The sequence below is a fragment of the Nocardiopsis mwathae genome (assembly GCF_014201195.1).
GTDB classification, from domain to species: domain Bacteria; phylum Actinomycetota; class Actinomycetes; order Streptosporangiales; family Streptosporangiaceae; genus Nocardiopsis_C; species Nocardiopsis_C mwathae.
The window spans coordinates 2938698-2964258 of record NZ_JACHDS010000001.1; the positions used below are offsets into that span (position 1 = coordinate 2938698).

A 25561-nucleotide genomic window follows, 5' to 3' on the forward strand; every position below is an offset into this window, starting at 1 on the left:
AGGGACCCCGGGGAGCATGGCGGCGCATACGGCGCCGCCGTGGTCCGAACCCGGTGGGGTCCGCGCTTGCCTGACACGTGTACGGAATGCGGTCGTGTCTCGACCTGGTCCTCACCCGGGGCACCCCACCGCGGAAGGAGGGTTGCCGGCCAGCAAGCCGGGGCTTGACGCTGGCGCTCATGACCTGCCAGGCACTATAGCGCACTCGCACAGCGCCCGTACCGGCCCCTCCCTCTCTTGCCGGATCCGCCGATCCGGCGGCCGCAACCGCCCCCGGCGTCCGATGCCCGACCCGGTCGGCGGCGAGCGTTGACAACGCGGCACACTCATCGGAGATACTGAGGGCGACTGCCCTCCCGCTGTGGACGTCGGGTCCGCCCTGCCGTCCTGCCAGGCGAGAGACTCCAGCACAACCGGGGTTTCCGCCTGCCCACCGGAGGGATTTCCACCGTGCACGAACGCGATCGGCTGCAGCGCCTCCTCGACGATCCCGAGGTCGTCCTCGTCTCCGGCTACGCCCGTCTCCCCGACTCGGTGGCGAGCCACTCCCAGTACGAACGGCTCGGCGTCGTGCTCGCCGTGCACCTGGCCGACGGCCGGATCGTCGCCGCCGACACCACTCTCCTCACCGATCTGGCCAAGGAGTTCTTCCGCGTGCTGGTCGAGGGGTTGTCGGTCCGCGACGACATCGCCGAGATCGTCGAACGCGTTCAGACCCGCTACGCCGGGCAGTCCGGGGCCGCCCTGACCACGGCCCTGCGCCGCTGCCTGGAGACCTACCACCAGCTCCGCGAGTCCCGAGCGGCCGCGCGGTAGCGGCTCGGTGGGATGCGCGACACGCACTCGACACGGACACGACACGGAAGGGACGCCGCCGACAGTGGACACACCGACTCCGGCCAGCGACCGCCCGGCCCGGCCACTGGCGGGCGTGCGGGTGGCCGACCTGTCCCGGGTCCTGGCCGGGCCCTACGCCACGATGCTCCTGGCCGACCTCGGCGCCGAGGTCGTCAAGGTCGAACACCCCGAGCTCGGGGACGACACCCGCTCCTGGGGCCCGCCGTGGGCGGGGGGCGAGTCCGCCTACTATCTCTCGGTCAACCGGGGCAAGCGGAGTCTCGCCGTCGACCTGAAGGACGAGGAGGGGTTGACGGCCGTCCGCGAGCTGTGCGCCCGCGCCGACGTGGTGATCCAGAACTTCCGCCCCGGCGTGATCGAGCGCCTGGGCCTGGACCACGCCGCGGTCTCCGCCCGCAACCCCGCCGTCGTGTACTGCTCCATCACCGGTTTCGGCCCCGAGCACGCGCCCGAGGGGCGTCCCGGCTTCGACATCATCGTGCAGGCGGAGAGCGGCCTGATGGCGGCCACCGGTGAACCCGGCGGGGCGCCCTGCAAGGTCGGGGTCGCCATGACCGACGTGCTCACCGGGCTGAACGCGGCGGTGGCGATCCTCGGCGCCCTGCTGCGCGCCCGCACCACCGGCGTCGGCGAGCACATCACCGCTTCGCTCGTCAACTCGGCGCTCTCCAGCCTGGTCAACCTCACCCAGCAGGCGCTGGTGACCGGTGAGGACCCGCCGCGCCTGGGCAACGCCCACTCCACGATCGTGCCCTACCAGGCGTTCCCGACCGCGGACGCCGACATCGTCATCGCCGCCGGGAACGACGCGCTGTACCGCAGGCTGTGCGCCGCGCTGGACCGCGCCGACCTGGCCGAGGACCCCCGCTACGCCACCAACCCCCAGCGTGTGGCGCACCGCGCGGAGCTGGTCGCCGAGATCGGCGCGACGCTGCGCGCCCGCCCCTCGGAAGAGTGGGTGAAGCTCCTGCTGGCCGCCGGGGTGCCCGTCGGCAAGGTACGCGGCGTCCTGGACGCGATCCGCAGCGCCGAGGCGGCCGGGGACGACGTGCTGCTGGGCGTCGACCACCCGGTGGCCGGACCGATGGAGCAGATCCGGGCCGGCTTCCGGCTGGAGTCGACCCCGGCGGGCACCGGAGCCGGCGGCCCGCTCCTGCCTCCGCCGCTGCTCGGCCAGCATTCGGTCGAGGTGCTGCGCGAGCTGGCGGTACCCGAGGACCGCATCGGCGCCCTGCTCGAACGCGGCGCCGTGCATCAGTCAACCGCTTCCGGCACCGGGATCGGAACGATCGGAAAGGACGTCCCCCGATGAGCGAACGGCACAGGGCCGCACCGCCCGACCCGCATGACTTCCTGGCCGTGGACGGATCGCTGTCCGGCGAGGAGCGCGACATCCGCGACACCGTGCGCGACTTCGCCGACCGTGAGCTGCGGCCGCACGTGGCCGACTGGTTCGATGCCGGGACCATCCCCGACCCGCGTTCGCTGGCCAAGGCGTTCGGCGACCTCGGCGTGTTCGGGATGCACCTGGAGGGCTACGGCTGCGCGGGGGTGAGCGCCGTGGAGTACGGGCTGGCCTGCCGTGAACTGGAGGCGGTCGACTCGGGGCTGCGCAGCTTCGTGTCGGTGCAGGGGTCGCTGGCGATGACCGCGATCCACAAGTTCGGGTCCGAGGAGCAGAAGGAGCACTGGCTGCCGCGCATGGCGGCCGGCGAGGCGATCGGCTGCTTCGGGCTGACCGAGCCCGATTCCGGCAGCGACCCGGGCTCGATGCGGACGCGCGCCCGCCGCGACGGCGCGGACTGGGTGCTCGACGGCACCAAGATGTGGATCACCAACGGGTCGATCGCCGACGTGGCGGTCGTGTGGGCGGTGACCGACGACGGAATCCGCGGCTTCGCGGTGCCCACCGACGCCCCCGGGTTCACCGCCAACGTCGTCCACAAGAAGCTCTCACTGCGCGCCTCGATCACCTCGGAGCTGGTCCTGGACGGGGTGCGCCTGCCGGGCGACGCCGTGCTCCCCGGCTCGACAGGGCTCGGGTCCCCGCTGTCCTGCCTCAACGAGGCGCGGTACGGGATCGTGTGGGGGGCCGCCGGAGCGGCGCGCGCCTGCTACGCGGCCGCACTGGAGTACGCGACGACCCGTGAGCAGTTCGGCCGGCCCATCGGCGGCTTCCAGCTCACCCAGCGCAAGCTCGCCGACATGCTCGTCGACGTCAACCAGGCAGGGCTCACCGCGCTGCAGATCGGGCGGCTCAAGGACCGCGGCGAATGCCACCGCGACCACGTGAGCTTCGGCAAGTTCGCCTGCGTGGCGGCGGCCCAGCGGGTGGCGGCCACGGCACGCTCGATCCACGGCGCCAACGGCATCACGCTGGAATACCCGGTGCTGCGGCACCTGCTGAACCTGGAGACGGTCGCGACCTACGAGGGCACCGAGGAGATCCACGCGCTCAGCCTCGGCCAGGCCGTGACCGGCCTCTCCGCGTTTCGCTGACGGCCGGGGGCTCGCTCCACTCGGCGTACCCAGCACAATAGTGGGGAGCCGAATTAGGGAGATGTCGATGGGGAACGACACGAGTCACTTCCGGATGACGAAGTTGCGGCGCACCGCCAACGCCGTCATCGGGGGCTTCATCAAGTACGGGGCCAGCCCGTCGGACATGCAGCTGCTCACCACACGCGGCCGCAAGTCCGGCTTCCTGCGGACGACACCGGTGAGCCTGGTGGAGAACGAGCAGGGCCGGTTCCTCGTCGCTCCGTACGGGGAAGTCGACTGGGTCCTCAACATCCGCAAGGACGGGTACGCCACCCTGCGCCACGGCGGCTGGATCGAGCTGATCAGCGTCGTCGAGGTCGACCCCGAGCGCGCGGCCCCGGTCCTGCGGGAGTACCTGCAGCACCCGCGCGTCGCCATCGTCGGCCCCTACTTCAAGGCGGCCCCCGACTCCCCCCTCGAATGGTTCGCCGACGAGGCGCACACCCACCCCGTCTTCGAGATCGTCCGCAGCACCACGGTCCGCATCTGAGACCGCCCGGAAGGGCACATGGCGAAGGCGCGGTGGGGCGTCCCCGCGCTCGCGGGGACGCCCCTCGTCCGCCCGCGGACGGCGGATGCCCTGCCTCGGCACCGCATCCGCCGCCTACATCCAAAGCATCACGCGATCTCGGCTGCGTGCAGGACGACCGCGGCCGGCCCACCCCGCCACCCTGGAACGGCCATCGGCGCCGCCGTGCGCCCACCGGTCGACCGCGGGGAGAGAGTCGGATCATGGTACAGAGCCGGACACAAAGCGCTGAGTCGCCACCGTCCGGGTCCAGTGCACGGCTGCCGCTCCTGGACGTGCTGCGTGGCGTGGCCATCATCGGCACGCTCGGCACCAACGTGTGGATCTTCGCCTCGCTAGGGGCCGAGGCCTCCCTGCTCAGCGGGGGCGGCGAATTCGGCACGATCGACGAGGCCCTGGCGGATCCGTCCGCGGAGTCGGTGGTCACCGGAGTGTTCCGCTGGTTCGCCAACGGCAAGTTCCTGACCATGCTGACGGTGCTGTTCGGTGTCGGACTGGCCATCCAGTTCCGTTCGGCGGCCAAGCGCGGCGCGCGGTGGCCGGGACCCTACATGTGGCGGGCGCTGTTCCTGTTCTTCGAGGGCCTGGTCCACTTCACCCTGGTCTTCGCCTACGACGTACTGATGGGATACGCGGTCACGGCCATCGTCGTGGCCTGGCTGCTGACCCGTTCGGAACGCGCGCGGAGCATCGCCATGTGGTCGGGCGCGGTGCTGAACGTGGCGTTCATGTCGCTGCTGACCGCCGGTCTGGTCTATGTGACCCGCGCCTTCGACGGCCCCGACGCCGCGGCGGCCGACCCCCCGCGGCCCGACCCGGAGGCCGTCCGCCTCTTCGCCGAAGGCGGCTACCTGGAACAGGTGGCCTGGCGGCTGGACAACTTCTTCGGCGTGCTGCGCGCGGAGCCGGTCATCGCGTTCCCGCTCATGGTGTTCCTGTTCCTGCTGGGCATCCGGCTGTTCCGCGCCGGCGCGTTCGGCGACGACGCGACCGGGCGGCGCATCCGCCTGCGGCTCATGGCCTGGGGCCTGGGCGCCGGTATCCCGCTGCACGCCGCCACCGCCCTGATCGGCCCCGAGTTCTTCCTGGTCGACCGCTACGTGGCCGCCCCCATCGTCGGCATCGGGCTGCTCGGCCTGGTCGGTTGGATCATGGACCGCGTCCGCACCACGGGGCCGCTGGTCACCGGGGTGTCCGCCCTCGGCCGGGCGGCCCTCAGCGGCTATGTCCTGCAGAACGTGATGGCCATGCTGGCCTGCTACGGCATCGGCCTCGGCTTGGCCGCGCGGCTCTCCGGAACCGGGCCGTGGTGGGTGATCGGCCTGTGGGCGGCGATCTCCCTCACCCTGATGGCCGGCGCCACCCTATGGCTCCGCCGCTTCGACCACGGCCCCTTCGAGACCTTGCAGAAGTGGACCCTGTCCGAAATCCCCGACCGGCGTAGCGAAGCCTCACGCTGATCCGGCCCGGTAGTGAGACCAGCCGGGCCCGGCTTCCGCTGCGGAAGCCGGGCCGGTGCGTCTCAGGCAACCGTGTCGAAAGATCGCGACCGCGGCGGATCAATGGAAGAGGTCCTCGGCCTTACTGACCTTCGCCGCCCGCCGCACCCATCGACTGAGCACCTCAAGGTCGGTGCAATCCCGAATCCGCTTCTGCTGTTCGGCGTTCACCTTCAGACCCCGGGCTTCGAGGAAGGTGATGATGTCCTCCGCCTTACCCTCCGCCTTACCCTCCGCCTTACCTTCAGCGATGTGCTTGCGGGCGAAGTCCGTCTGCCACTCGTAGGTTCCGGTCGCCATCAGGTCCTCCCAGGTCTTCCGCGCCGCCGAGCTGAACCTGCACATACGGCACTCTCGGAAGACCGCAGCCGCAGTGAGTCAGTCGAAGAGGTCCTCGGCCTTACTGACCTTCGCCGCCCGCCGCACCCATCGACTGAGCACCTCAAGGTCGGTGCAATCCCGAATCCGCTTCTGCTGTTCGGCGTTCACCTTCAGACCCCGGGCTTCGAGGAAGGTGATGATGTCCTCCGCCTTACCCTCCGCCTTGCCTTCAGCGATGTGCTTGCGGGCGAAGTCCGTCTGCCACTCGTAGGTTCCGGTCGCCATCAGGTCCTCCCAGGTCTTCCGCGCCGCCGAGCTGAACCTGCACATACGGCACTCTCGGAAGACCGCAGCCGCAGTGAGTCAGTCGAAGAGGTCCTCGGCCTTACTGACCTTCGCCGCCCGCTGCACCCATCGACTGAGCACCTCAAGGTCGGTGCAATCCCGAATCCGCTTCTGCTGTTCGGCGTTCACCTTCAGACCCCGGGCTTCGAGGAAGGTGATGATGTCCTCCGCCTTACCCTCCGCCTTGCCTTCAGCGATGTGCTTGCGGGCGAAGTCCGTCTGCCACTCGTAGGTTCCGGTCGCCATCAGGTCCTCCCAGGTCTTCCGCGCCGCCGAGCTGAGCTTGGACGCGATGAAGTCATTGTAGATAAGCGTTCGGTCTTCGGGCACTGCGTCCAGTGCGTACTGTGTGGCTTTGAGGACCGACTCGTTGTCGCCATGCGCCGCTGCCGACAGCACCGACAGTTCCGGGGATGAGCGGGCTTGTACCGGGTCCTCCACCACCGGGATATCCGACGGCCCGAGTACCCACGGGCGCAGGACCATGCCGTCAGGGTCGCCTTCGATCACCAGCGGGGTACGTGCCCACTCGGCTGTCTTCTCGTCTGGGCACACCACCAGGAGGCGGACAGGGCGCTTTAGCCGGGCGCGCAGGGCACAGACGTACACCGGCCACGTATAGGGCTTGTCATCATCCTTGTTCAGCTGCACCTCGACGGCGACCGCCAGTCTCGTCCGACCGTCTCTCAGCTGCACGACCCCGTCAGCCGTGTAGCAGACAGGCCTCAGCTGGGGAACGTCGGGACAGCCCAGGATCGCTTCCGTGTACTCCGGAAGCTGAGCTCCGAGGACGTCGCGCAGCACCTCAGGAGCCAACTCGGGGCGGTTGTGGAACAGGCGAACCAGTAGTTCGTGCTCGAAAGAGGGCATGGCGGGACGCTACCGAAGGTGACCGGTAGATTCCGAAGAATCACGGGGAATCCGTCTACCTCGGCTTTTCTTCCCCTGTTATAGGTGGCCCGAAAAGGCCGAGGCCCGTCTCCCATAGCGGGGAGACGGGCCTCGGGCGTGGCTGCGTTCGCCGGGGTGACCGGGGGGCTCCTAGGCGCCCACGGCGGACTTGAGGGCCTCGGCGCGGGTGGGCTGCTCCCAGGTGAACTCGGGGAGCTCGCGGCCGAAGTGGCCGTAGGCCGCGGTGTTGGAGTAGATCGGGCGCAGCAGGTCGAGGTCGCGGACGATGGCGGCCGGGCGGAGGTCGAAGACCTCCAGGACGGCCTTCTCGATGACGTCCGGGGCGACCTGCTCGGTGCCGAAGGTCTCGATGAACACACCGACCGGGTGGGCCTTGCCGATCGCGTAGGCCACCTGGACCTCGGCGCGGTCGGCGAGGCCGGCCGCGACGATGTTCTTGGCGACCCAGCGGGTGGCGTAGGCGGCGGAGCGGTCGACCTTGGACGGGTCCTTGCCCGAGAAGGCGCCGCCGCCGTGGCGTGCGTAGCCGCCGTAGGTGTCGACGATGATCTTGCGCCCGGTGAGGCCCGCGTCGCCCATCGGGCCGCCGATCTCGAAGCGGCCGGTCGGGTTGACCAGCAGCCGGTAGTCGTCGGCATCCAGACCGTAGTCGGCGACGACCGGAGCGATCACGTGCTCTTTGACATCGGGCGCGAGGAGCTCGCCCAGGTCGATGTCGGGAGCGTGCTGGCTGGAGACCACGACGGTGTCCAGGCGGACCGGGGTCTGGCCGTCGTACTCGACCGTGACCTGCGTCTTGCCGTCGGGGCGCAGGTAGGGGACGGTGCCGTCGTGGCGGACCGCGGAGAGCCGCTGGGACAGCGCGTGCGCGAGCTTGATCGGCAGCGGCATGAGCTCGGGGGTCTCGCGGTTGGCGTAGCCGAACATCAGGCCCTGGTCGCCCGCGCCCTGGCGGTCGAGCTCGTCGCCCTCGTTCTCCACACGGGCCTCGTAGGCGGTGTCGACACCCTGAGCGATGTCCGGCGACTGGGCGTCGATGGAGACGCTGACGCCGCAGGAGGCCCCGTCGAAGCCCTTCGCGGAGGAGTCGTAGCCGATGTCGAGGATCTTCTTGCGGACGATCTCGGGGATGTCGACGTAGGTCTTGGTGGTGACCTCACCGGCGATGTGCACCTGCCCGGTGGTGATCAGCGTCTCGACCGCGACCCGGCTCTTGGGGTCGTCGGTGAGCATCGCGTCGAGGATCGCGTCACTGATCTGGTCGGCCATCTTGTCGGGGTGGCCTTCGGTGACCGACTCGGAGGTGAAAAGGCGACGGGACACGTTACGTGACTCCTTGCAGCGGCTGCTGGCTGACAGTTGTCGGGTCGGCACGGCGCTCGCCGAGGCGGTGGGGGTCCCCGGTGATAACCGACCGAAGCGATTGGTTTATTGGCTTCACTGTAGTGGGGCTTCCACCCCCGTGCTGCGAGGGCCGGATGTGGCGATCCGCATCCGCCGCCCCCCGGACGTCGACATCCGGGGCACAGCGGTGCGACGCCGCTTCCAACGTCTCTGACGGCAGTGTGACGCACAGGGCACCGGAAAATCCAGACTTACGGCCATACCTGGCGTGTACTGGGATTTTCCGTGCCGCAGGGCGAAACGAAGTTGCTGCCCACGCAACACTACCGCCGGGTATCAACCCGCGGCCAGGCGGTCCGCGACGAGATCCCAGACACGGTCGGCGAGGTCGTCCTTGGGACCGTAGGGGATGTCGGTCGCCGACCCGTCGGCGCCCAGTACGACGGCCTGGTTGTCCTCGGTACCGAAGGCCCTCCCGCCGCCGACCTGGTTGACGACGAGCAGGTCGCAGCCCTTACGGGCGAGCTTGGCGCGGCCGTGCTCCAGGACGTGGTCGGTCTCGGCGGCGAAGCCGACGATGACCTGCTGCGGGTGGGCGCGGTCACGGGTGAGCCCGGCGAGGATGTCGGGGTTCTCCACCAGCTCGATGGGGTCGGGGCCGACGCCGGCACGCTTCTTGATCTTGCCGGAGGCGCGCCGGGCCGGACGGAAGTCGGCGACGGCGGCGGCCATCACGACGGCATCGGCCTTGCCGTACTCGGCCCGTACCGCCTCCTCCAGCTCGACGGCGGAGCCCACCCGGCGCACGTCGGCGCCGGCCGGGTCGGGCAGGGCCACGTTGACCGAGATCAGGGTCACCTCTGCACCGCGCGCGACCGCCGTGGCCGCCAGCGCGTACCCCTGGCGCCCTGAGGAGCGGTTGCCGAGGAAGCGGACCGGGTCGATCTCCTCCCGCGTGCCGCCCGCGGTGACCAGGACGCGCCGCCCCGCGAGGTCGGCGCCGAGGTCGCCGCGTGCCAGTACCCGGCGCGCGGCGGCGAACAGGTCGGCGGGATCGGGCAGCCGCCCGCGGCCGGTGTCGGCCCCGGTGAGCCGCCCGACGGCGGGGTCGAGCACGATGGCGCCGCGCGAGCGGAGCGTCGCGACGTTGGCCTGGGTGGCCGGGTGCTCCCACATCTCGGTGTGCATGGCCGGGGCGAACACGACCGGACAGCGCGCGGTGAGCAGCGTGTTGGTGAGGAGGTCGTCGGCCAGCCCGTGTGCGGCCTTGGCCAGCAGGTCGGCGGTGGTAGGCGCGACGAACACCAGGTCGGCGCGCTGACCGATGCGGACGTGCGGGACTTCGTGCACCGCGTCCCACACTCCGGTGGCCACGGGGCGCCCGGACAGTGCGGCCCAGGTGGGCTCACCGACGAAGCGGAGCGCGTCGGCGGTCGGGACGACCTGCACGCGGTGACCGGACTCGGTGAACAGGCGCAGCAGCTCGCACACCTTGTAGGCGGCGATTCCGGCGCCGACTCCCAGGACGACCTCGGGTACTCGTTCGGTTTTCACGACAGGACTCTATTCGGGCGGGCCCCGCGCCGGCGGGGCGCCTCTCAGGCTCCCTCGTAGGGCTCCGCGGTGAGCAGCCCGGACTTGACCTCGCGCAGCGCGATGGACAGGGCCTTCTCCTGGACCTGCGTCTCGACCAGCGGGCCGACGTACTCCAGCAGGCCCTCGCCGAGCTGGGCGTAGTAGGCGTTGATCTGCCGGGCGCGCTTGGACGCCATGGTGACCAGGCTGTACTTGCTGTCGACGCACTCCAGGAGCTCGTCGATGGGCGGGTTGGTGATGCCTTCGGCGACGGCCTCGGTGCCAGCCACGTGGGTCCCCTCTGGACGGTCGGCGGCCCCGTGCGCGGGACCGGCGGGATGGTTCGGATATGCAGACTAGCCGACGCGGACGCGTCGGTTATCACACCTGCGGCGCGAGGATCAACGCTAGCAGCTCATCGCGTACGTCCTGGACGGACGTGTTGACCAGTGTGCGGTCGAACTCCTTCTCCGCGGCGAGCTCGACGCGGGCGGTGTCCAGGCGGCGCTGGACCACCTCCGGGGGTTCGGTACCCCGCCCGGTCAGGCGGCGCACCAGCTCGTCCCAGGACGGCGGCGCCAGGAAGACGTGGAACGCACCGGGCATGTTCTCCCGGACCTGGCGGGCGCCCTGCAGGTCGATTTCGAGCAGGACCGGGACTCCGGCGCGCAGGCGCTCCTCGACGGGGCCGCGGGGGGTGCCGTAGCGGTTGCCCGCGAACTCGGCCCACTCCAGCAGCCGGCCCTCGGCGATCATCCGGTCGAACTCGGCGTCGCCGACGAAGAAGTACTCCACCCCGTCGGTCTCGCCGGGCCGCGGCGCACGCGTGGTCACCGAGACCGACAGCCAGACCTCGGGGTTCCGCGCCCGGATCTCCCGCACCACCGTACTCTTGCCCACCCCGGAGGGGCCGGACAGGACGGTGAGTCGTCTCTCCGGGCCACTGGTGTCGGCGCCGGTCGCGGAATCGGTAGGCACGTGAAGATCAAACTCTCGATGTCGCGGGGCGGGTCGCGCGGCGGGCCGGTCGGGCGCCGCGCGGCGCGCGTGCACGTTGGCGGGTGCGTCCGCGGCGTGGCGCTCCACCGATCGGGCATCGGACGGCGGACGGGCGCCGCTGACGCCGGGTGGCGGGTCCGGCACGCGGACTGACGATGATTGGTCTTTTATACCACTGTGCCGCGGCTCGGCCGACGGAATCACCCAAGGGCATCCCGGGTGATCCGCCCGTCGCCTCACCGCGGCACAGGGGCGTCCGCTACACGTCAGGTCGGCCGCCGGCGGCGGCCGACCGCTACAGCGTCAGGTCCGCGGCCCGGGCTCGCGTCCGGGTGCGGACCACCGCGCGGTTCCCACCGACAGTGGGGAACCGCACAGGCGCCGATCGTTACTCGGCCTTGTCGCCGAACTCCTTCTCCAGGGCCGTGCGCTGGTTGGCGCCCAGGCCCCGGACACGGCGGGACTCGGCGATGTTGAGCCGCTCCATGATCTGCTTGGCGCGGACCTTGCCGACGCCGGGGAGCGATTCGAGCAGAGCGGAGACCTTCATCTTGCCGATGACGTCATCGGTCTGGCCGTTGGCGAGAACCTCGGACAGGCCGATGCCGCCGTGCTTCAGCTTGTTCTTGACTTCCGCGCGCTCTTTTCTGGCCTTCGCGGCTTTCTCCAGAGCCGCGGCGCGCTGTTCGGGTGTGAGGGGAGGAAGGGCCACGCCGGGTCACCTCGGTTTTCTCTCGTTTGTAGAGGGCGGACGCCTGCGCAAGTTAGTAGGTTCCGACCCTGTTCGGCAACGCAAAGTGGCCTTTCAAGCGGCTTTTCCTCAAACTAACTACTTTCCGTGTCCACTCGACTGCACACAGGTGCGAAACTTGCCGCTTTTCCGCCGACAGCGAGGGATAACCGTTTCGGTTTCCCGACCGGCGCGAGCCAGTGCCGCAGGTCACAAGCCTGCGCCGACGACGTGGTTTCGGACATACCGGTTTTGTTGCCAAATGTGACCGGATCCGGCCACATTCACGTCCGCCCCCGTCGGCCCCGCACCGGGACACCCGGTGGGGCGGCTCAGCCCGATGGCGCCGCCTGGGCACGGCGCAGCGCCGCCGCGATGGACGCCGCCGCCGCTCCCGGGTCGGCCGCACGGGTGATCGGCCGCCCGATGACCAGCAGGTCGGCCCCGGCCTCGATCGCCGCCTCCGGGGTCGCCACGCGGGCCTGGTCCCCCCGCTCCGCCCCCGCCGGACGCACGCCCGGTGTGATCAGCGTGATGTCCGGGCCCACCTCCGCGCGCAGCGAGGCGACCTCCTGCGGCGAGCAGACCAGGGCCCGCGCGCCCGCGTCCACCGCCAGCACCGCCAGCCGCCGGGCGGCGTCGGACGCCGGGCCGCGCAGCCCGATCTCCTCCAACTGCGCCTCGTCCAGCGACGTGAGAACGGTCACGGCGGCGATGTCGGTCTGCGGGGCCGCCTCCACCGCCGCCCTGATCATGTCCCGCCCGCCGGCGGCGTGCACGGTCAGGATCGAGGGTTTGAACCGGGCGATGTTGCGCGCGGCACCGGCCACCGTGGCCGGGATGTCGTGCAGCTTCAGGTCGAGGAAGACGGCGACCTTGTTGGCGCCCCGGACGGTGGTGATCACCTCGGGGCCGTAGCGCAGGTAGAGCTCCAGTCCCACCTTGACGGTGCTGACGTGCGGCGCGACCGCCGACGCCCAGCGGGCGGCTGTCTCGATCTCGGGTGCGTCGATGGCGACGGCGATAGGCGCGGCCACGAGCGTTCTCCTTACGTGTCGGAGTCGTGCGGATGTGAATCGGTTCTCTGACGTCTTCGCAGGTACCGGCGGCGCGCCACCGCGGCACCGCCGACTGCGTTTCCCCGGGAAGCCCGGTTCATGCCGGCCCGGAGGGCGATGCCGACCGGTGCCTGCACGGCGCCCAGGCGGCCCTGGCGGCTCGATCCCCTCCCCGCTGCGACCGTTGGGGCCGTGCGAGCCCGTGTCGCCGCAGCGGCCGTTTCAGAGCGCCGCAGCGCCGCCCTGAAGCGCGGCCCCGATGGGCCGGTGTGCTGATCCGATGAGGTCGGCGACCCGTGTCACCCCCCGGTCGATGAGCATCTCCTCCAGTTCGCGCAGGATCCGGACACATGCCGAAGGGTCGGCGAAGTTCACCGTACCGACGGCCACCGCGGAGGCCCCGGCCGCGAGGAACTCCAGCACGTCGGATCCGGTGCGCACCCCGCCCATGCCGATGATCGGCACCTGCGGCAGCGCGGCGTGCACCTCATAGACGCAGCCCACCGCGATCGGGCGGATGGCCGGACCCGACAGCCCGCCCATGCCCCCCGCCACCGCCGGGCGCAGCGTCCGCGGGTCGATGGCCATCCCGCGCACGGCGTTGACCATCGACAGCCCGTCGGCCCGCGCTTCCACGCACGCCGCCGCCAGCCCGACCAGGTCGGGCACGTCCGGCGCCAGCTTGGCGAAGACCGGGACCTCGGATCGCGTGTGCGAGCGCACCGCACGCACCACCCGAGCCGCCTCCTCGGGGTCGTCGGCGAAGTGCCGCCCCTGACCCGCCGGGTTCGGGCAGGACAGGTTGACCTCGATCAGGTCGACGCCCGGCGCATCCGAGATCCGCCGGGCCAGCTCCGCGTACTCCCCCGCGCCGCCCCCCGCGACCGAGACCACGGCCCGTCCGCCCCGGGAGATCAGCCACGGCAGGTCGCGCTGGAGCAGCACGTCGACCCCCGGCCCCTGCAGGCCGGTGGCGCTCAGCATGCCGCTGGGCGTCTCGGCGACGCGCGGAGCCGGCCGCCCGGCGCGCGGCTCCAACATCACCGACTTGGTCGTCACCGCCCCGATCCGGGAGATGTCGAAGTACTGCGCCAGCTCGCGTCCGCTGCCCGCGCAGCCGGCCGCCGTCACGACGGGGTTCTCCAGCTCCACGTTGCTCAGCCGGGTCCGCAGATCAGGGCTCATCCCCTGGGCGCCTTTCGTGTCCGGTCGGGTGCGGGAGGGGGGTCGGGGGCAGGTGTCGGTGAGGTGGGGCGGCGGCTCGGTCAGGGCGAGGGGCGGAAGGTCGGCGGGCGTGAGGTCCGCGGGCGTCACGGGATGCGCCTCCGGTCCGGGGCCGCTCACCCGGCCTCCCGGTCGATGGCGTCGGAGTGGGCGCCGCCGTCGTGGAGCGCCTTCCAGCCCGGGGCGCCGAGCGCGTCGAACGGGATCGTGCCCACGTCGTCGAAGCGCACGCGCTCGCCGCGGAACACCGGCCCGTCCATGCAGCTGCGCACCATCCGGGTGATGCCGTCCTCCCCCACGACCGGGATCACGCAGGTCATGCAGAGCCCGGTCCCGCAGGCCATGGTCTCCTCCACCGAGACCTGCACCGGGATCCCGTGCGCCGAGGCCACCGCGGTGGCCTCGCGCAGCATCGGCATCGGCCCGCAGGCGTAGACGACGTCGGAGCGCGCGTCCTCGATGACCGTGCCCAGCGCGTCGGTGACCCTCCCGTGCACGCCGAACGACCCGTCATCGGTGGTGAAGGTCGCGGTTTCGGCGACCCGGCGGGCGGTGATGGCGCTGAACACCCGGTCGGCCGAGGCGGCGCCGAGCACGAAGTCCACCCGGCACCCGCGGCGGCGCAGCGAAAGCGCCAGCGGGAACAGCGGCGCCGCCCCCGAGCCGCCCCCGGCCAGCACGCAGTTGACCGGGTCGCGCGGCAGCGGGAAGGGGCGGCCCAGCGGCCCGACGATGTCGAGCAGGTCGCGTGAGCGCCGCTCGGCCAGCCAGGCGGTGCCCTGGCCGCGCACCGCGAAGAGGAACTCCACGGTGCCGCCGTAGTCGGGCTTGACGTCGTGGATGGCGAACGGGCGGCGCAGCAGGGTGCTGGACTGCTCGCCGCCGACCGCCACCGAGACGAACTGCCCCGAGCGGAATCGCTCGGCGATGCCCGGCGCCACCACGGTGATGGCGTAGTAGGCGTCGACCCGGCGCACGGTCAGCACCGGGCAGCGGATCTGGATCGGTCCCTGCTCACTCATCGGGACCTCCGACCGCATCCGGCCGCCCCGGCTTCCTCGCCGCGGCGGGGGCCGGGGGCGCCGGTACCCCGGCCCGTCGTCCACCGGGCGGGGCCGTATCCCCGCTCGCAGCGATCTCCTCACGTCCGGCCACCGGCGCGCCCCTCGCTCCCTACGTGCTTCTAGTCGGTGGACCCGCGCAGGGAGGCGGCGTGCTCCTGGAGGGAGCGCACACCGATGTCACCGCGCACCAGGGCCTCGATGCCCTGGACGGCCGCGGCCAGCCCCTGCACCGTCGTCACGCTCGGCACACCGCGCAGGACCGCGGCGGTCCGGATCTCGTAGCCGTCGAGGCGCGGCCCGGACTGGCCCGCCCCGCCGAACGGCGTGTTGACGATGAGGTCCACGTCTCCATCGTGGATGAGTTGCACGATAGTGGGTTCGTTGTCGGGCCCGGGGCCTTCGCTGTGTTTCCGGACCACCCGGGCCTCGACCCCGTTGCGCCGCAGAACCCATGCGGTGCCCTCCGTGGCCAGGATCTCGAAGCCCAGATCGGCCAGCCGCTTGACCGGGAAGATCATCGAGCGCTTGTCCCGGTTGGCGACCGAAACGAACACCGAACCCGTGGTGGGAAGCGACCCGAAAGCCGCCTGCGAGGACTTGGCGTAGGCCGCGCCGAAGGCGGCGTCCAGGCCCATGACCTCACCGGTGGAGCGCATCTCCGGCCCCAGCACGGTGTCGACACCCTGGCCGGCCTTGTCGATGAACCGGTTGAAGGGCAGCACCGCCTCCTTGACCGCGACCGGCGCGTCCATGGGCAGGGTGCCGCCGTCGCCCTCGGCCGGGAGCAGTCCCTCGGCGCGCAGCTCGGCGATGGTGGCACCGAGCATCACCCGGGCCGCGGCCTTGGCCAGCGGCACCGCGGTCGCCTTGGAGACGAAGGGCACCGTGCGCGAGGCGCGCGGGTTGGCCTCCAGCACGTAGAGCACGCCCGAGGTCAGCGCGAACTGGATGTTGATCAGGCCGCGCACCCCGGTGCCCCGCGCGATCCCCTCGGTGGAGTAGCGGATCCGCTCGAAGTCCTCGTTGCCCAGCGTCACGGCCGGCAGGGCGCACGCCGAGTCGCCGGAGTGGATCCCGGCCTCCTCGATGTGCTCCATGACACCGCCGAGGTAGAGGTCGCGGCCGTCGTAGAGGGCGTCGACGTCGATCTCGATGGCGTCGTCGAGGAAGCGGTCGATGAGCACCGGGTACTCCGGGCTGACCTCGGCGTTGCGCTGGATGTAGTCGCGCAGCATGTCCTCGCCGTAGACGATCTCCATGCCGCGCCCGCCCAGCACGTAGGAGGGGCGGACCATGACCGGGTAGCCGATCTCGCCGGCGGCCTCGCGCGCCTCCTCGAACGACGTGGCGGTGCCGTGCTTGGGCGCGGGCAGCCCGGCGCCGGCCAGCACCTTGCCGAACTCGCCGCGGTCCTCGGCCAGGTCGATGGCCTCGGGGCTGGTGCCGACGATGGGCACCCCCGCCGCCTTCAGGTCGCGGGCCAGGCCGAGCGGGGTCTGCCCGCCCAGCTGCACGATCACCCCGGCCACCGGCCCGGTGGCCTGCTCGGCGCGGACCACCTCCAGCACGTCCTCCAGGGTGAGCGGCTCGAAGTAGAGCCGGTCGCTGGTGTCGTAGTCGGTGGAGACGGTCTCCGGGTTGCAGTTGACCATGACGGTCTCGTAGCCGGCCGCCGACAGCGCGAAGGAGGCGTGCACGCAGCTGTAGTCGAACTCGACGCCCTGGCCGATGCGGTTGGGGCCGGAGCCCAGGATGATCACCTTGGGCGTGGTGCCCTCGGGGACCTCGGTCTCCTCGTCGTAGCTGGAGTACAGGTAGGGCGTCCGGGCGGCGAACTCCGCCGCGCAGGTGTCGACCGTCAGGTAGACGGGGTGGACGCCCATGGCGTGGCGCAGCTCCCGGACGACCTCCTCGGACTTGCCGGTGATCTCGCCGAGCTGGGAGTCGGAGAAGCCGAGCCGCTTGGCGGCGCGCAGCAGCTCCTCGTCCAGCTTGGGCGCGGCCGCGACCTTGCGGGCGGTCTCCTCCAGCAGCATGAGCTGGTCGACGAACCACGGGTCGATACGGGTGGCGGCGTGCACCTCGGCGACGGTCGCACCGGCGCGCAGTGCCTGCTGCACCAGGCGCAGCCGCTGCTCCCCGGGGGTGGCGGCGGCCGCGAGCAGGGACCCCTTGTCGCGCAGCCCGCCCACGCCGGGCTCCCCGGCCCAGGTCAGGCCCACGCCCTTCTTCTCCACCGAGCGCATGGCCTTCTGCAGCGCCTCGGGGAAGGACCGGCCGATGGCCATGGCCTCGCCGACCGACTTCATGGTGGTGGTCAGCGACGGGTCGGCGCCGGGGAACTTCTCGAAGGCGAACCGCGGCACCTTGACGACGACGTAGTCGAGGGCCGGCTCGAAGCTGGCCGGGGTCTCGCGGGTGATGTCGTTGGGAATCTCGTCGAGGGTGTAGCCGACGGCCAGCTTCGCGGCGATCTTGGCGATCGGGAAGCCGGTGGCCTTGGAGGCCAGGGCCGAGGACCGGGAGACGCGCGGGTTCATCTCGATGACGATGAGCCGCCCGTTCTCCGGGTGGACCGCGAACTGGATGTTGCAGCCGCCGGTGTCCACGCCGACCTCGCGGATGACCGCGATGCCCAGATCACGCATGCGCTGGTACTCGCGGTCGGTCAGGGTCATGGCGGGGGCGACGGTGATGGAGTCGCCGGTGTGCACACCCATCGGGTCGAGGTTCTCGATGGAGCAGACGACGACCACGTTGTCGTTGGCGTCGCGCATCAGCTCCAGCTCGTACTCCTTCCAGCCGAGGATGGACTCCTCCAGGAGCACCTCGCTGGTCGGCGACAGGTTGAGCCCCTGCCCGGCGATGCGGCGCAGCTCGGTCTCGTCGTGGGCGAAACCGGAGCCGGCGCCGCCCATGGTGAAGGACGGCCGGACCACGACCGGGTAGTTCAGCTCCTCGGCGGCGTCGAGGCACTCCTGCAGGGTGTGGCAGATGAGCGAGCGGGCGGACTCGCCGCCGATGCGCTCCACGATCCCCTTGAAGGTCTCGCGGTCCTCACCCGAGTGGATGGCGTCGATGTTGGCGCCGATGAGCTCCACCTTGTACTCGGCGAGAACACCCGACTCGTGCAGGGCGACGGCGGCGTTGAGGGCGGTCTGCCCACCCAGCGTGGGCAGCAGCGCGTCGGGGCGCTCCTTGGCGATGATCTTCTCGATCATCTCCGGGGTGATCGGCTCGACGTAGGTGGCGTCGGCGATCTCCGGGTCGGTCATGATCGTGGCCGGGTTGGAGTTGACCAGGATCACGCGCAGGCCCTCGGCCCTGAGCACGCGGCAGGCCTGGGTGCCGGAGTAGTCGAACTCCGCGGCCTGGCCGATCACGATCGGCCCGGAGCCGATCACGAGGACGGATGACAGATCACTACGGCGCGGCATGGGTTTCCTCTAGGGCTGGGCGGGCGTGGCGGAGTGGGACGTGGCTGCCATGAGGTCGCAGAACGCGTCGAACAGCTGGGCGGCGTCGTGCGGACCCGCGGCGGCTTCGGGGTGGTACTGGACGCTGAACGCGGGCCGGTCCAGCAGCCGGAGCCCCTCCACCACGTGGTCGTTGAGGCCGAAGAAGCTGACCTCGGCGCGGCCGTAGGGGGTGTCGAACGGGCCGTCGGTGGGCGCGTCGACCGCGAAACCGTGGTTCTGGCTGGTGATGTAGACCCGGCCGGTGTGCACGTCGCGCACGGGCTGGTTCACCCCGCGGTGGCCGAATGTCAGCTTGTAGGTGCCCAGTCCCAGCGCGCGGCCGAGGATCTGGTTGCCGAAGCAGATGCCGAACAGGGGCTTGCCGGCGTCCAGTACGCCGCGCATGGCGGCCACCGGGGCGTCGGCGGTCGCGGGGTCGCCGGGGCCGTTGGAGAAGAAGACGCCGTCGGGGTCCAGGGCGAGGATGTCCTCGGCGGTGGCGGTGGCGGGCAGCACGGTGACCTCGCAGCCGCGCTCGGCCATCCGCTGCGGGGTCATGGCCTTGATGCCCAGGTCGACGGCGGCCACCCGGAACCGGGCGGGGACGCCCTCGGGCGGGGCCACGGTGTAGGGCTCGGCGGTGGTGACCTCGCCCACGAGGTCGGCACCGGCCATCGTCGGCTCGGCGAGCACGCGCTGCAGCAGCGCCTGCGGGTCGCTCTCGGTGGTGCTGATGGCCGCGCGCATGGCGCCGCGGTCGCGGATGTGCTTGGTCAGCGCGCGGGTGCCGGGCATGGCGATGCCGACGACGCCCTGGCGGCGCAGCTCCTCGTCCAGGGTGCGCCGGGCGCGCCAGTTGGAGGGGATGCGGGCGGGGTCGCGCACCACGTACCCGGCGACCCAGATCCGGCCCGACTCGGGGTCGTCGTCGTTGACGCCGGTGTTGCCGATGTGCGGCGCGGTCATGGCCACGATCTGGCGGTGGTAGGAGGGGTCGGTGAGCGTCTCCTGGTAGCCGGTCATACCGGTGTTGAAGACGATCTCGCCGAACGTCTCGCCCTGCGCGCCGAACGAGCGGCCGCGGAAGACCCGGCCGTCTTCGAGCACCAGGATCGCGGGCACGTCGGTGGTGGTGGTCTCTGCAGTCACTGAATCTTCCCATCGAGGACCGTCGGAACGCCGCGCAGGAACGTCGCGGTCACGTTCCCGGGCAGGGTCATCCCCCGGTAGGGGGTGTTGCCGCTCTTGGAGACCATGGCGGCCCCGTCGACCTCGCGGGAGGCCGCGGGGTCGTAGAGCGTGATGTTGGCGGGCTCGCCGACCGCGAGGGGGCGGCCCTGGCCACCGATGCGGCTGATCCGCGCCGGGGTGGCCGACATGCGGTCGGCGACGGCGGCCCAGTCGAGCAGGCCGGTGTCGACCATGGCGTGCTGGACCACCGACAGGGCGGTCTCCAGGCCCACCATGCCCATCGCGGCGTTGGCCCACTCGGTCTCCTTGGCCTCGACCGGGTGCGGGGCGTGGTCGGTGGCCACGCAGTCGATCGTGCCGTCGGCCAGGGCCGCGCGAAGGGCGTGCACGTCCTCGGCGGTGCGCAGCGGCGGGTTGACCTTGTAGATGGGGTCGTAGCTCTCGGCGAGCCCGTCGGTGAGCAGCAGGTGGTGCGGGGTGACCTCGGCGGTGACGTCGCAGCCGCGCGCTTTGGCCTCGCGGATGATCTGCACCGACCCCTTGGTGGAGACGTGGCAGACGTGCAGCCGCGACCCGACGTGCTCGGCGAGCAGGCAGTCGCGGGCGATGACGGCCTCCTCGGCCACCGCCGGCCACCCGGCCAGGCCGAGCCGGTCGGAGACGACACCCTCGTTCATCTGGGCGCCCTCGGTCAGCCGCGGCTCCTGCGCGTGCTGGGCGACGACGCCGTCGAAGGCCTTGACGTACTCCAGGGCGCGGCGCATCAGCAGCGGGTCGGCGACGCACAGGCCGTCGTCGGAGAAGACCCGCACCTGGGCCGGGGAGTCGGCCATGGCGCCGAGCTCGGCCAGGCGTTCGCCGCGCAGGCCGTGGGTGACGGCGCCGACGGGCTGCACGTCGCAGTAGCCGGCCTCGCGGCCCAGCCGCCAGACCTGCTCGACGACGCCGGCGGTGTCGGCGACCGGCTCGGTGTTGGCCATGGCGTGCACGGCGGTGTAGCCGCCGCGGGCGGCGGAGCGGGAGCCGCTGGCCACGGTCTCGGCGTCCTCGCGGCCGGGCTCACGCAGGTGGGTGTGGAGGTCGACCAGCCCCGGCAGGGCGATGAGGCCGTCGGCCACGACGACCGCGGCGCCCTCGGCGTCCAGCCCCGCGCCGATCGCGGCGATGGCGCCGTCGCGCAGCAGGATGTCGGTCGGCTCGCCGCCCAGGACGCGGGCCCCGCGGATCAGGTGGTTCACGTTCATCTCTATCCGTATTCTCCGTCGGTGTCTTCTCCGTCGGTGTCGCGTCAGGCGCCGATCGCGGATTCCGAGCCGCCGAGCAGCAGGTAGAGCACGGCCATGCGGATGCTGAGCCCGTTGGCGACCTGCTCGGTCACGGTGCAGCGCGGGGAGTCGGCGACCTCGGCGGAGATCTCCATGCCGCGGACCATCGGGCCGGGGTGCATGACGATGGCCTCGTCGTGCATCCGGGCGAAGCGCTCGGAGTCCAGGCCGTAGCGGCGGCTGTACTCGCGCGGGGTGGGGAAGTAGGCGCCCTGCATGCGCTCGGCCTGCACGCGCAGCATCATCACCACGTCGCTCTTGGACAGGGCCTCGTCGAGGTCGTAGGAGACTGCGCACGGCCAGGTGTGCACGGAGACCGGCATCAGCGTGGGCGGGGCCACCAGAGTGGCCTCGGCGCCGAGCGTGTGCAGGAGCAGCACGTTGGAGCGGGCGACCCTGCTGTGCCTGATGTCGCCGACGATGGCGACGCGCAGGCCGTCGAGGCGGCCCATGCGCTCGCGCATGGTGTAGACGTCCAGCAGCGCCTGGGTGGGGTGCTCGTGGGTGCCGTCCCCGGCGTTGACGACCGAGCCGTCGACCCAGCCGGACAGCCGGTGGGCGGCGCCGGATGCGGAGTGCCGGATGACGACGCCGTCGGCGCCCATGGCCTGCAGGGTGAGCGCGGTGTCCTTGAGGCTCTCGCCCTTGGAGACGCTGGAGCCCTTGGCGGAGAAATTGATGACGTCGGCGGAGAGCCGCTTGGCCGCGAGCTCGAAGGAGGTGCGGGTGCGGGTGGAGTCCTCGAAGAAGAGGTTGACCACGGTGCGCCCGCGCAGGGTCGGGAACTTCTTCACCGACCGGGCGCCGGCTTGGGCGAGTTCGCGGGCGGTGTCGAGGATGAGGGTGGCCTCGTCGCGGCTGAGGTCGCCGGCGGAGAGCAGGTGGCGCATCAGAGTTCCCCTTCCGCCCCGGGTCGGGGCTTGGCGGGGCCGAGGACGACGGCGTCGCGGCCGTCGAGCTCCTCCAGCAGGACGGTGACGTTCTCGCGGAGCGAGGTCGGCAGGTTCTTGCCGACGTAGTCGGCGCGGATCGGCAGCTCGCGGTGGCCCCGGTCGACGAGGGTGGCGAGCTGGACGGCGCGGGGGCGGCCCAGGTCGTTGAGGGCGTCGAGGGCGGCGCGGACGGTGCGCCCGGAGAAGAGGACGTCGTCGACGAGGACGACGACGCGGCCGTCGATGCCGCCGGCGGGGATCTCGGTGCGGCCGAGTGCGCGTGCGGGCGCGAGGCGGAGGTCGTCGCGGTACATGGTGATGTCCAGCGACCCCCACGGGACGGTGCGGTCCTCCACGCGCTCGATGCGCTCGGCGAGACGGCGGGCGAGCGGGACGCCCCGGGTGGGAATTCCCAGTAGGGTGACGTCTTCTCCACCCTTGGTACGTTCGAGGACCTCGTGCGCGATGCGGGTGAGGGCCCGCGTGATCTCGGGTCCTTCGAGGACGGTCTTGGTCGCGCCGCGGTCGGCGGGTTTCGGCGGCTCTGCCGCCTGCGCAGCATGCGCGTCACTTTCCGTGCGCTTTTGGGCACACAAAGTAGTGACCCCCTTCCCTGCCTCACTGAACAGGACGTTAAAGGATGTCGATCGGCCCCACGCTACCAGCGCGATCACCACCCCCCGAATCCCGGGGGTCAGCAAACATGGCAAAAATATGACACTGGTCACATAACGATCTCTTGACTATCCCGTCACGCGCCGAATTCCGGGCACCACCGAACCCGGTGCGTTCACGCCGTGAAAACACGGAATCCCCTACACCTGCGGGCTTTACGGTGTCCGCGGTGGCCGCCGGGCGCCCCCGTTGATCCCGGAATGAGAGAGCCCTCACTTACACACGGTTTGGCCACTGATTAGTCGCGTTTCCACCCAACGGCTTGACCTGGCGCGCAGACCGCCCTACCGTCACTGTCCGTAACCAATCTGGGTGGGGGACGCTCCGTGCCACCCGACGCACGAGACGGTGTGGCCCGTAGCACGGAGTGGTGGCCCCCGGGGAACGGCGCATGGCGCATGGCCATGATGCCGGGTTCCGCCGGACGGGCCGTGGCCGGTGAACCCGGATCCACCACCCACGCCAGCCACCTTCACGGCCGGGGAGCGACGAAGAAGATGCCATCCGAATACGCGAAGTCCCTCGGCGCGCGACTGCGCGCCATCCGCACCCAGCAGGGGCTCTCCCTGCACGGGGTGGAAGAGAAGTCCCACGGGCGCTGGAAGGCCGTCGTGGTGGGCTCCTACGAGCGCGGCGACCGCGCCGTCACGGTGCAGAAGCTCGCCGAGCTCGCCGACTTCTACGGCGTGCCGATGTCGGAGCTGCTGCCCGGCGGTGCCGCGCCCACGCCGCTCGGCCCCACGCCCAAGCTCGTCATCGACCTGGAGCGCATGCAGCAGCTGCCCCAGGAGAAGGCCGGACCGCTCGCCCGCTACGTCGCCACCATCCAGAGCCAGCGCGGCGACTACAACGGCCGCGTGCTCTCGATCCGCCAGGAGGACCTGCGGTCGCTGGCCGTCATCTACGACCGCTCGCCCAGCGACCTCACCGAGGAACTCATCAACTGGGGCGTCCTGGACCCGGAAGCGCGCCGCGCGGTCGACGCCTTCTAGCCGGCCCCAGGACCGGAGCGGTTCCTTCGTCAACGCCCCCCTGCCCCAGGGGCTCCCTGCATACGCACGGCGGCCGTGCACCTCACCGGAGGTGCACGGCCGCCGTGCGTATGCGGGGGGTCGGTCGGCGGGCACCCGCGCGCACGAGAGGAGCGGCCGGGCACAGGGGCTTCCCCTCCCCCGCCCGGCCGCTCTCCCCGCGCCCGAGCGCCCGGGGGGAGGGCGGCCGGGCACGGGTCCCAGGAGGTACCCGGAGCACGCATTCGAACAAAAGTTCGAACACACGTACGTTAACCCCACCGGGCGTCCGGCGTCAAGGCGTGGCGGTCGCGCCGAGGCCCAGGTCGCAACGGGGAGCGCCGCCCCGATCCGCGGCGCCCGCGGCCGGTTGCGGCCACCTCCGCGGCGGCCGCCGCACGGCAGGCCCCGCCGAGGCACCAGGGCGTAGGGTGGCGCTGTGCAGACCGACACCGAGCTGTGGGACCTGGCCGCTCCCGCCTTCGTCCACGCGCTGCCCGCGCTGATGGACATCTACGCGGCCGCCATGGACCCGCCGCGGGACCAGCTCGCCGGGCGGCAGGTCATCATGGAGCAGCACTCCCGCCACCCCGGATTCCGGTCGGTCACCGCCGTCGAGGCCGGAGGGGACGCCGTCGGCTTCGCCTACGGGTTCCATGGCCGACGCGGCCAGTGGTGGCACGATGTGGTCACCCAGGCGCTGCGCGTCCGCGACCCGGCCGCCGAACGGCGCTGGTTCCGCGACTCCTTCGAAATCGCCGAGGTCCACGTGCGCCCGGAGCGCCAGGGCCGGGGCATCGGTCGGCGGCTGCTCTACCGGCTGACGGCGGCGCGCACCGAGCGCACCGCCGTCCTGTCGACCCATGCCGGCGCCACCGTGGCCCGCGGCCTCTACACGTCCTGCGGCTTCGTCGACGTGCTGTCGGACTTCCGCTTCCCCGGAAGCCCGCAGCAGCCCTTCGCCATCATGGCCGCGCGGCTCCCCCTGCGGGTACCCGGTTCGGCGCGATTTCGCGGTAGATCTCGCGTGTGGCGGTGGACTGGTTGAAGGTGATGAAGTGGATGCCCGGGGCGCCCTCGTCCAGCAGGCGCTCGCACAGCCGCTGGGCCTGCTCGATGCCGAGGCGGCGCACGGCCTCCTTGTCGCCGCCCACCTTCTCGAACTCCGCGGCCAGGGCTCGCGGGAACGGCGCGCCCGACAGCTGCTCGGAGCGCTCGATCGTGGCGAGCTTCACCACCGGCATGATCTCCGGGATGATCGGCACCTCGCAGCCCTTGGCCGCGACCCGGTCGCGCAGCCGCAGGTAGTCGTCCGCCTCGAAGAACATCTGGGTGATCGCGTAGTCGGCGCCCGCCCGGCACTTGCGGACGAAGTACTTCACGTCGGACTCGATGTCGGGCGAGCGCGGGTGCTTGTAGGGGAACGCCGCCACGCCCACGCAGAAGTCGCCGGTCTCCTTGAGCAGCCGGACCAGCTCGTCGGCGTAGTTCAGCCCCTCGGGGTGCCTGACCCACTCTCCCAGCGGGTCGCCGGGCGGGTCCCCGCGCAGTGCGAGCATGTTGCTCACGCCGGCGTCGGCGAACCGGCCGATGAGGTGGCGCAGTTCGCGCACCGAGTGGTCGACGGCGGTCATGTGCGCGACCGGGAGGAGTGTGGTGTCGGTCGCCATGCGTTCGGTGATCTCGACCGTGCGGTCCCGGGTGCCGCCGCCGGCGCCGTAGGTCACGGATACGAACGAGGGGGCCAGTGCCTCGATCTCGCGGATGACCCGCCAGAGTTTCCGCTGGCCCTCGGGGGTCTTGGGGGGAAAGAACTCGAACGAGAAGGTCGGTTCGCCGGCGTTGAGCAGGTCGCGGATGTGGCGCGGCCGCGGGGCAGGGCGCGGCGCCGCACCGGAGCGTGTCACTGTGCCAAGCATGTGATCCACCATAGGCCACTCGCCCGGTCGGGAATGGGCCGGGACGGGCGGC

At 71.3% G+C, this 25561-nt stretch carries 24 protein-coding genes and 1 riboswitch; of the genes, 7 read left to right on the forward strand and 17 right to left on the reverse strand.

Annotation, left to right across the window (positions count from 1 at the left end):
* Positions 1-57: 57 nt before the first annotated feature.
* Positions 58-185: riboswitch (SAM riboswitch) on the reverse strand.
* A 265-nt stretch (positions 186-450) separates the two neighbouring features.
* The 5 genes from HNR23_RS12705 (at position 451) to HNR23_RS12725 (ending at position 5388) form a co-directional block, all read left to right on the forward strand.
* Positions 451-816, forward strand: a complete 366-nt coding sequence (locus HNR23_RS12705; protein WP_184075786.1) for a DUF3870 domain-containing protein — start codon at positions 451-453, stop codon at positions 814-816.
* Between the two features lie 64 nt (positions 817-880).
* Entirely contained in the window at positions 881-2170 is a 1290-nt protein-coding gene (locus HNR23_RS12710) for a CoA transferase (RefSeq protein WP_184075787.1), read from the forward strand.
* Positions 2167-3357: an acyl-CoA dehydrogenase family protein gene (locus HNR23_RS12715; protein WP_184075788.1), complete on the forward strand. Its 1191-nt coding sequence runs from the start codon at positions 2167-2169 to the stop codon at positions 3355-3357. Before HNR23_RS12710 ends, HNR23_RS12715 begins: the two co-directional genes overlap by 4 nt.
* Positions 3358-3424: 67 nt before the next feature.
* Positions 3425-3889: a nitroreductase/quinone reductase family protein gene (locus tag HNR23_RS12720; RefSeq protein ID WP_184075789.1), complete on the forward strand. Its 465-nt coding sequence runs from the start codon at positions 3425-3427 to the stop codon at positions 3887-3889.
* Positions 3890-4131: 242 nt separating this feature from the next.
* Positions 4132-5388 carry a DUF418 domain-containing protein gene (locus tag HNR23_RS12725; RefSeq protein WP_184075790.1) on the forward strand — a complete coding sequence of 419 codons (1257 nt, stop codon included), beginning with the start codon at positions 4132-4134 and terminating at the stop codon, positions 5386-5388.
* A gap of 99 nt (positions 5389-5487) precedes the next feature.
* Here the strand turns inward: HNR23_RS12725 and HNR23_RS12730 are convergent, their stop codons facing one another.
* From HNR23_RS12730 to pyrR, 16 genes are all read right to left on the reverse strand, one after another.
* Positions 5488-5727, reverse strand: a complete 240-nt coding sequence (locus tag HNR23_RS12730; RefSeq protein ID WP_184075791.1) for a hypothetical protein — start codon at positions 5725-5727, stop codon at positions 5488-5490.
* Positions 5728-5805: 78 nt separating this feature from the next.
* Positions 5806-6033, reverse strand: coding sequence for a hypothetical protein (locus HNR23_RS12735; protein ID WP_184075792.1), 228 nt, complete (start codon positions 6031-6033; stop codon positions 5806-5808).
* A gap of 78 nt (positions 6034-6111) precedes the next feature.
* A complete protein-coding gene (locus tag HNR23_RS12740; protein ID WP_184075793.1) occupies positions 6112-6963 on the reverse strand; it encodes a hypothetical protein in 852 nt (283 codons plus the stop codon).
* Positions 6964-7134: 171 nt separating this feature from the next.
* Positions 7135-8328: a methionine adenosyltransferase gene (gene metK / locus HNR23_RS12745; RefSeq protein WP_184075794.1), complete on the reverse strand. Its 1194-nt coding sequence runs from the start codon at positions 8326-8328 to the stop codon at positions 7135-7137.
* A gap of 357 nt (positions 8329-8685) precedes the next feature.
* Positions 8686-9903 (reverse strand): bifunctional phosphopantothenoylcysteine decarboxylase/phosphopantothenate--cysteine ligase CoaBC, encoded by a 1218-nt coding sequence (coaBC, locus tag HNR23_RS12750; RefSeq protein WP_184075795.1) that lies wholly within the window; start codon positions 9901-9903, stop codon positions 8686-8688.
* Positions 9904-9947: 44 nt separating this feature from the next.
* The gene (gene rpoZ, locus HNR23_RS12755; protein WP_184075796.1) at positions 9948-10214 is read right to left on the reverse strand and encodes a DNA-directed RNA polymerase subunit omega; all 267 of its coding nucleotides are present in this window, start codon (positions 10212-10214) and stop codon (positions 9948-9950) included.
* Positions 10215-10305: 91 nt separating this feature from the next.
* Positions 10306-10902 (reverse strand): guanylate kinase, encoded by a 597-nt coding sequence (gene gmk / locus HNR23_RS12760; RefSeq protein ID WP_184075797.1) that lies wholly within the window; start codon positions 10900-10902, stop codon positions 10306-10308.
* A 409-nt stretch (positions 10903-11311) separates the two neighbouring features.
* Positions 11312-11635 carry an integration host factor, actinobacterial type gene (gene mihF, locus HNR23_RS12765; protein WP_184075798.1) on the reverse strand — a complete coding sequence of 108 codons (324 nt, stop codon included), beginning with the start codon at positions 11633-11635 and terminating at the stop codon, positions 11312-11314.
* 350 nt (positions 11636-11985) lie between these two features.
* Positions 11986-12690 (reverse strand): orotidine-5'-phosphate decarboxylase, encoded by a 705-nt coding sequence (pyrF, locus tag HNR23_RS12770; protein ID WP_184075799.1) that lies wholly within the window; start codon positions 12688-12690, stop codon positions 11986-11988.
* Positions 12691-12933: 243 nt separating this feature from the next.
* Positions 12934-13896: a dihydroorotate dehydrogenase gene (locus HNR23_RS12775; protein WP_184075800.1), complete on the reverse strand. Its 963-nt coding sequence runs from the start codon at positions 13894-13896 to the stop codon at positions 12934-12936.
* Between the two features lie 155 nt (positions 13897-14051).
* Complete coding sequence (locus HNR23_RS12780) at positions 14052-14957, reverse strand: dihydroorotate dehydrogenase electron transfer subunit (protein WP_184075801.1); 906 nt, start codon at positions 14955-14957, stop codon at positions 14052-14054.
* A 161-nt stretch (positions 14958-15118) separates the two neighbouring features.
* Entirely contained in the window at positions 15119-18436 is a 3318-nt protein-coding gene (gene carB, locus HNR23_RS12785; RefSeq protein WP_184075802.1) for a carbamoyl-phosphate synthase large subunit, read from the reverse strand.
* Positions 18437-18445: 9 nt separating this feature from the next.
* On the reverse strand, positions 18446-19606 hold the full coding sequence (gene carA / locus HNR23_RS12790) for a glutamine-hydrolyzing carbamoyl-phosphate synthase small subunit (protein WP_343070539.1): 1161 nt from the start codon (positions 19604-19606) through the stop codon (positions 18446-18448).
* Positions 19603-20892, reverse strand: coding sequence for a dihydroorotase (locus HNR23_RS12795; protein WP_184075803.1), 1290 nt, complete (start codon positions 20890-20892; stop codon positions 19603-19605). The genes carA and HNR23_RS12795 overlap by 4 nt, the downstream gene beginning before the upstream one ends.
* Before the next feature lie 44 nt (positions 20893-20936).
* Positions 20937-21863 (reverse strand): aspartate carbamoyltransferase catalytic subunit, encoded by a 927-nt coding sequence (locus tag HNR23_RS12800; protein ID WP_184075804.1) that lies wholly within the window; start codon positions 21861-21863, stop codon positions 20937-20939.
* Positions 21863-22501 carry a bifunctional pyr operon transcriptional regulator/uracil phosphoribosyltransferase PyrR gene (pyrR, locus tag HNR23_RS12805; protein ID WP_184075805.1) on the reverse strand — a complete coding sequence of 213 codons (639 nt, stop codon included), beginning with the start codon at positions 22499-22501 and terminating at the stop codon, positions 21863-21865. The genes HNR23_RS12800 and pyrR overlap by 1 nt, the downstream gene beginning before the upstream one ends.
* 576 nt (positions 22502-23077) lie before the next feature.
* Here pyrR and bldD point away from each other — a divergent pair.
* Both bldD and HNR23_RS12815 read left to right on the forward strand, forming a co-directional pair.
* A complete protein-coding gene (bldD, locus tag HNR23_RS12810) occupies positions 23078-23572 on the forward strand; it encodes a transcriptional regulator BldD (RefSeq protein ID WP_017557791.1) in 495 nt (164 codons plus the stop codon).
* 457 nt (positions 23573-24029) lie between these two features.
* On the forward strand, positions 24030-24638 hold the full coding sequence (locus HNR23_RS12815) for a GNAT family N-acetyltransferase (protein WP_184075806.1): 609 nt from the start codon (positions 24030-24032) through the stop codon (positions 24636-24638).
* Here HNR23_RS12815 and metF read toward each other — a convergent pair.
* Complete coding sequence (gene metF, locus HNR23_RS12820) at positions 24556-25509, reverse strand: methylenetetrahydrofolate reductase [NAD(P)H] (RefSeq protein WP_184075807.1); 954 nt, start codon at positions 25507-25509, stop codon at positions 24556-24558. The genes HNR23_RS12815 and metF overlap by 83 nt on opposite strands.
* Positions 25510-25561 lie beyond the last annotated feature (52 nt).

Bases quoted from the DNA above. Each gene is read 5' to 3' on its own strand.
- HNR23_RS12720 (WP_184075789.1), top strand. From the start codon at position 3,425: ATGGGGAACGACACGAGTCACTTCCGGATGACGAAGTTGCGGCGCACC.
- carB (WP_184075802.1), bottom strand. From the start codon at position 18,436: ATGCCGCGCCGTAGTGATCTGTCATCCGTCCTCGTGATCGGCTCCGGG.
- HNR23_RS12735 (WP_184075792.1), bottom strand. From the start codon at position 6,033: ATGGCGACCGGAACCTACGAGTGGCAGACGGACTTCGCCCGCAAGCAC.
- HNR23_RS12795 (WP_184075803.1), bottom strand. From the start codon at position 20,892: ATGAACGTGAACCACCTGATCCGCGGGGCCCGCGTCCTGGGCGGCGAG.
- HNR23_RS12730 (WP_184075791.1), bottom strand. From the start codon at position 5,727: ATGGCGACCGGAACCTACGAGTGGCAGACGGACTTCGCCCGCAAGCAC.
- bldD (WP_017557791.1), top strand. From the start codon at position 23,078: ATGCCATCCGAATACGCGAAGTCCCTCGGCGCGCGACTGCGCGCCATC.
- HNR23_RS12740 (WP_184075793.1), bottom strand. From the start codon at position 6,963: ATGCCCTCTTTCGAGCACGAACTACTGGTTCGCCTGTTCCACAACCGC.
- HNR23_RS12800 (WP_184075804.1), bottom strand. From the start codon at position 21,863: ATGCGCCACCTGCTCTCCGCCGGCGACCTCAGCCGCGACGAGGCCACC.
- HNR23_RS12715 (WP_184075788.1), top strand. From the start codon at position 2,167: ATGAGCGAACGGCACAGGGCCGCACCGCCCGACCCGCATGACTTCCTG.
- HNR23_RS12775 (WP_184075800.1), bottom strand. From the start codon at position 13,896: ATGAGCCCTGATCTGCGGACCCGGCTGAGCAACGTGGAGCTGGAGAAC.
- HNR23_RS12780 (WP_184075801.1), bottom strand. From the start codon at position 14,957: ATGAGTGAGCAGGGACCGATCCAGATCCGCTGCCCGGTGCTGACCGTG.
- metF (WP_184075807.1), bottom strand. From the start codon at position 25,509: ATGCTTGGCACAGTGACACGCTCCGGTGCGGCGCCGCGCCCTGCCCCG.
- HNR23_RS12725 (WP_184075790.1), top strand. From the start codon at position 4,132: ATGGTACAGAGCCGGACACAAAGCGCTGAGTCGCCACCGTCCGGGTCC.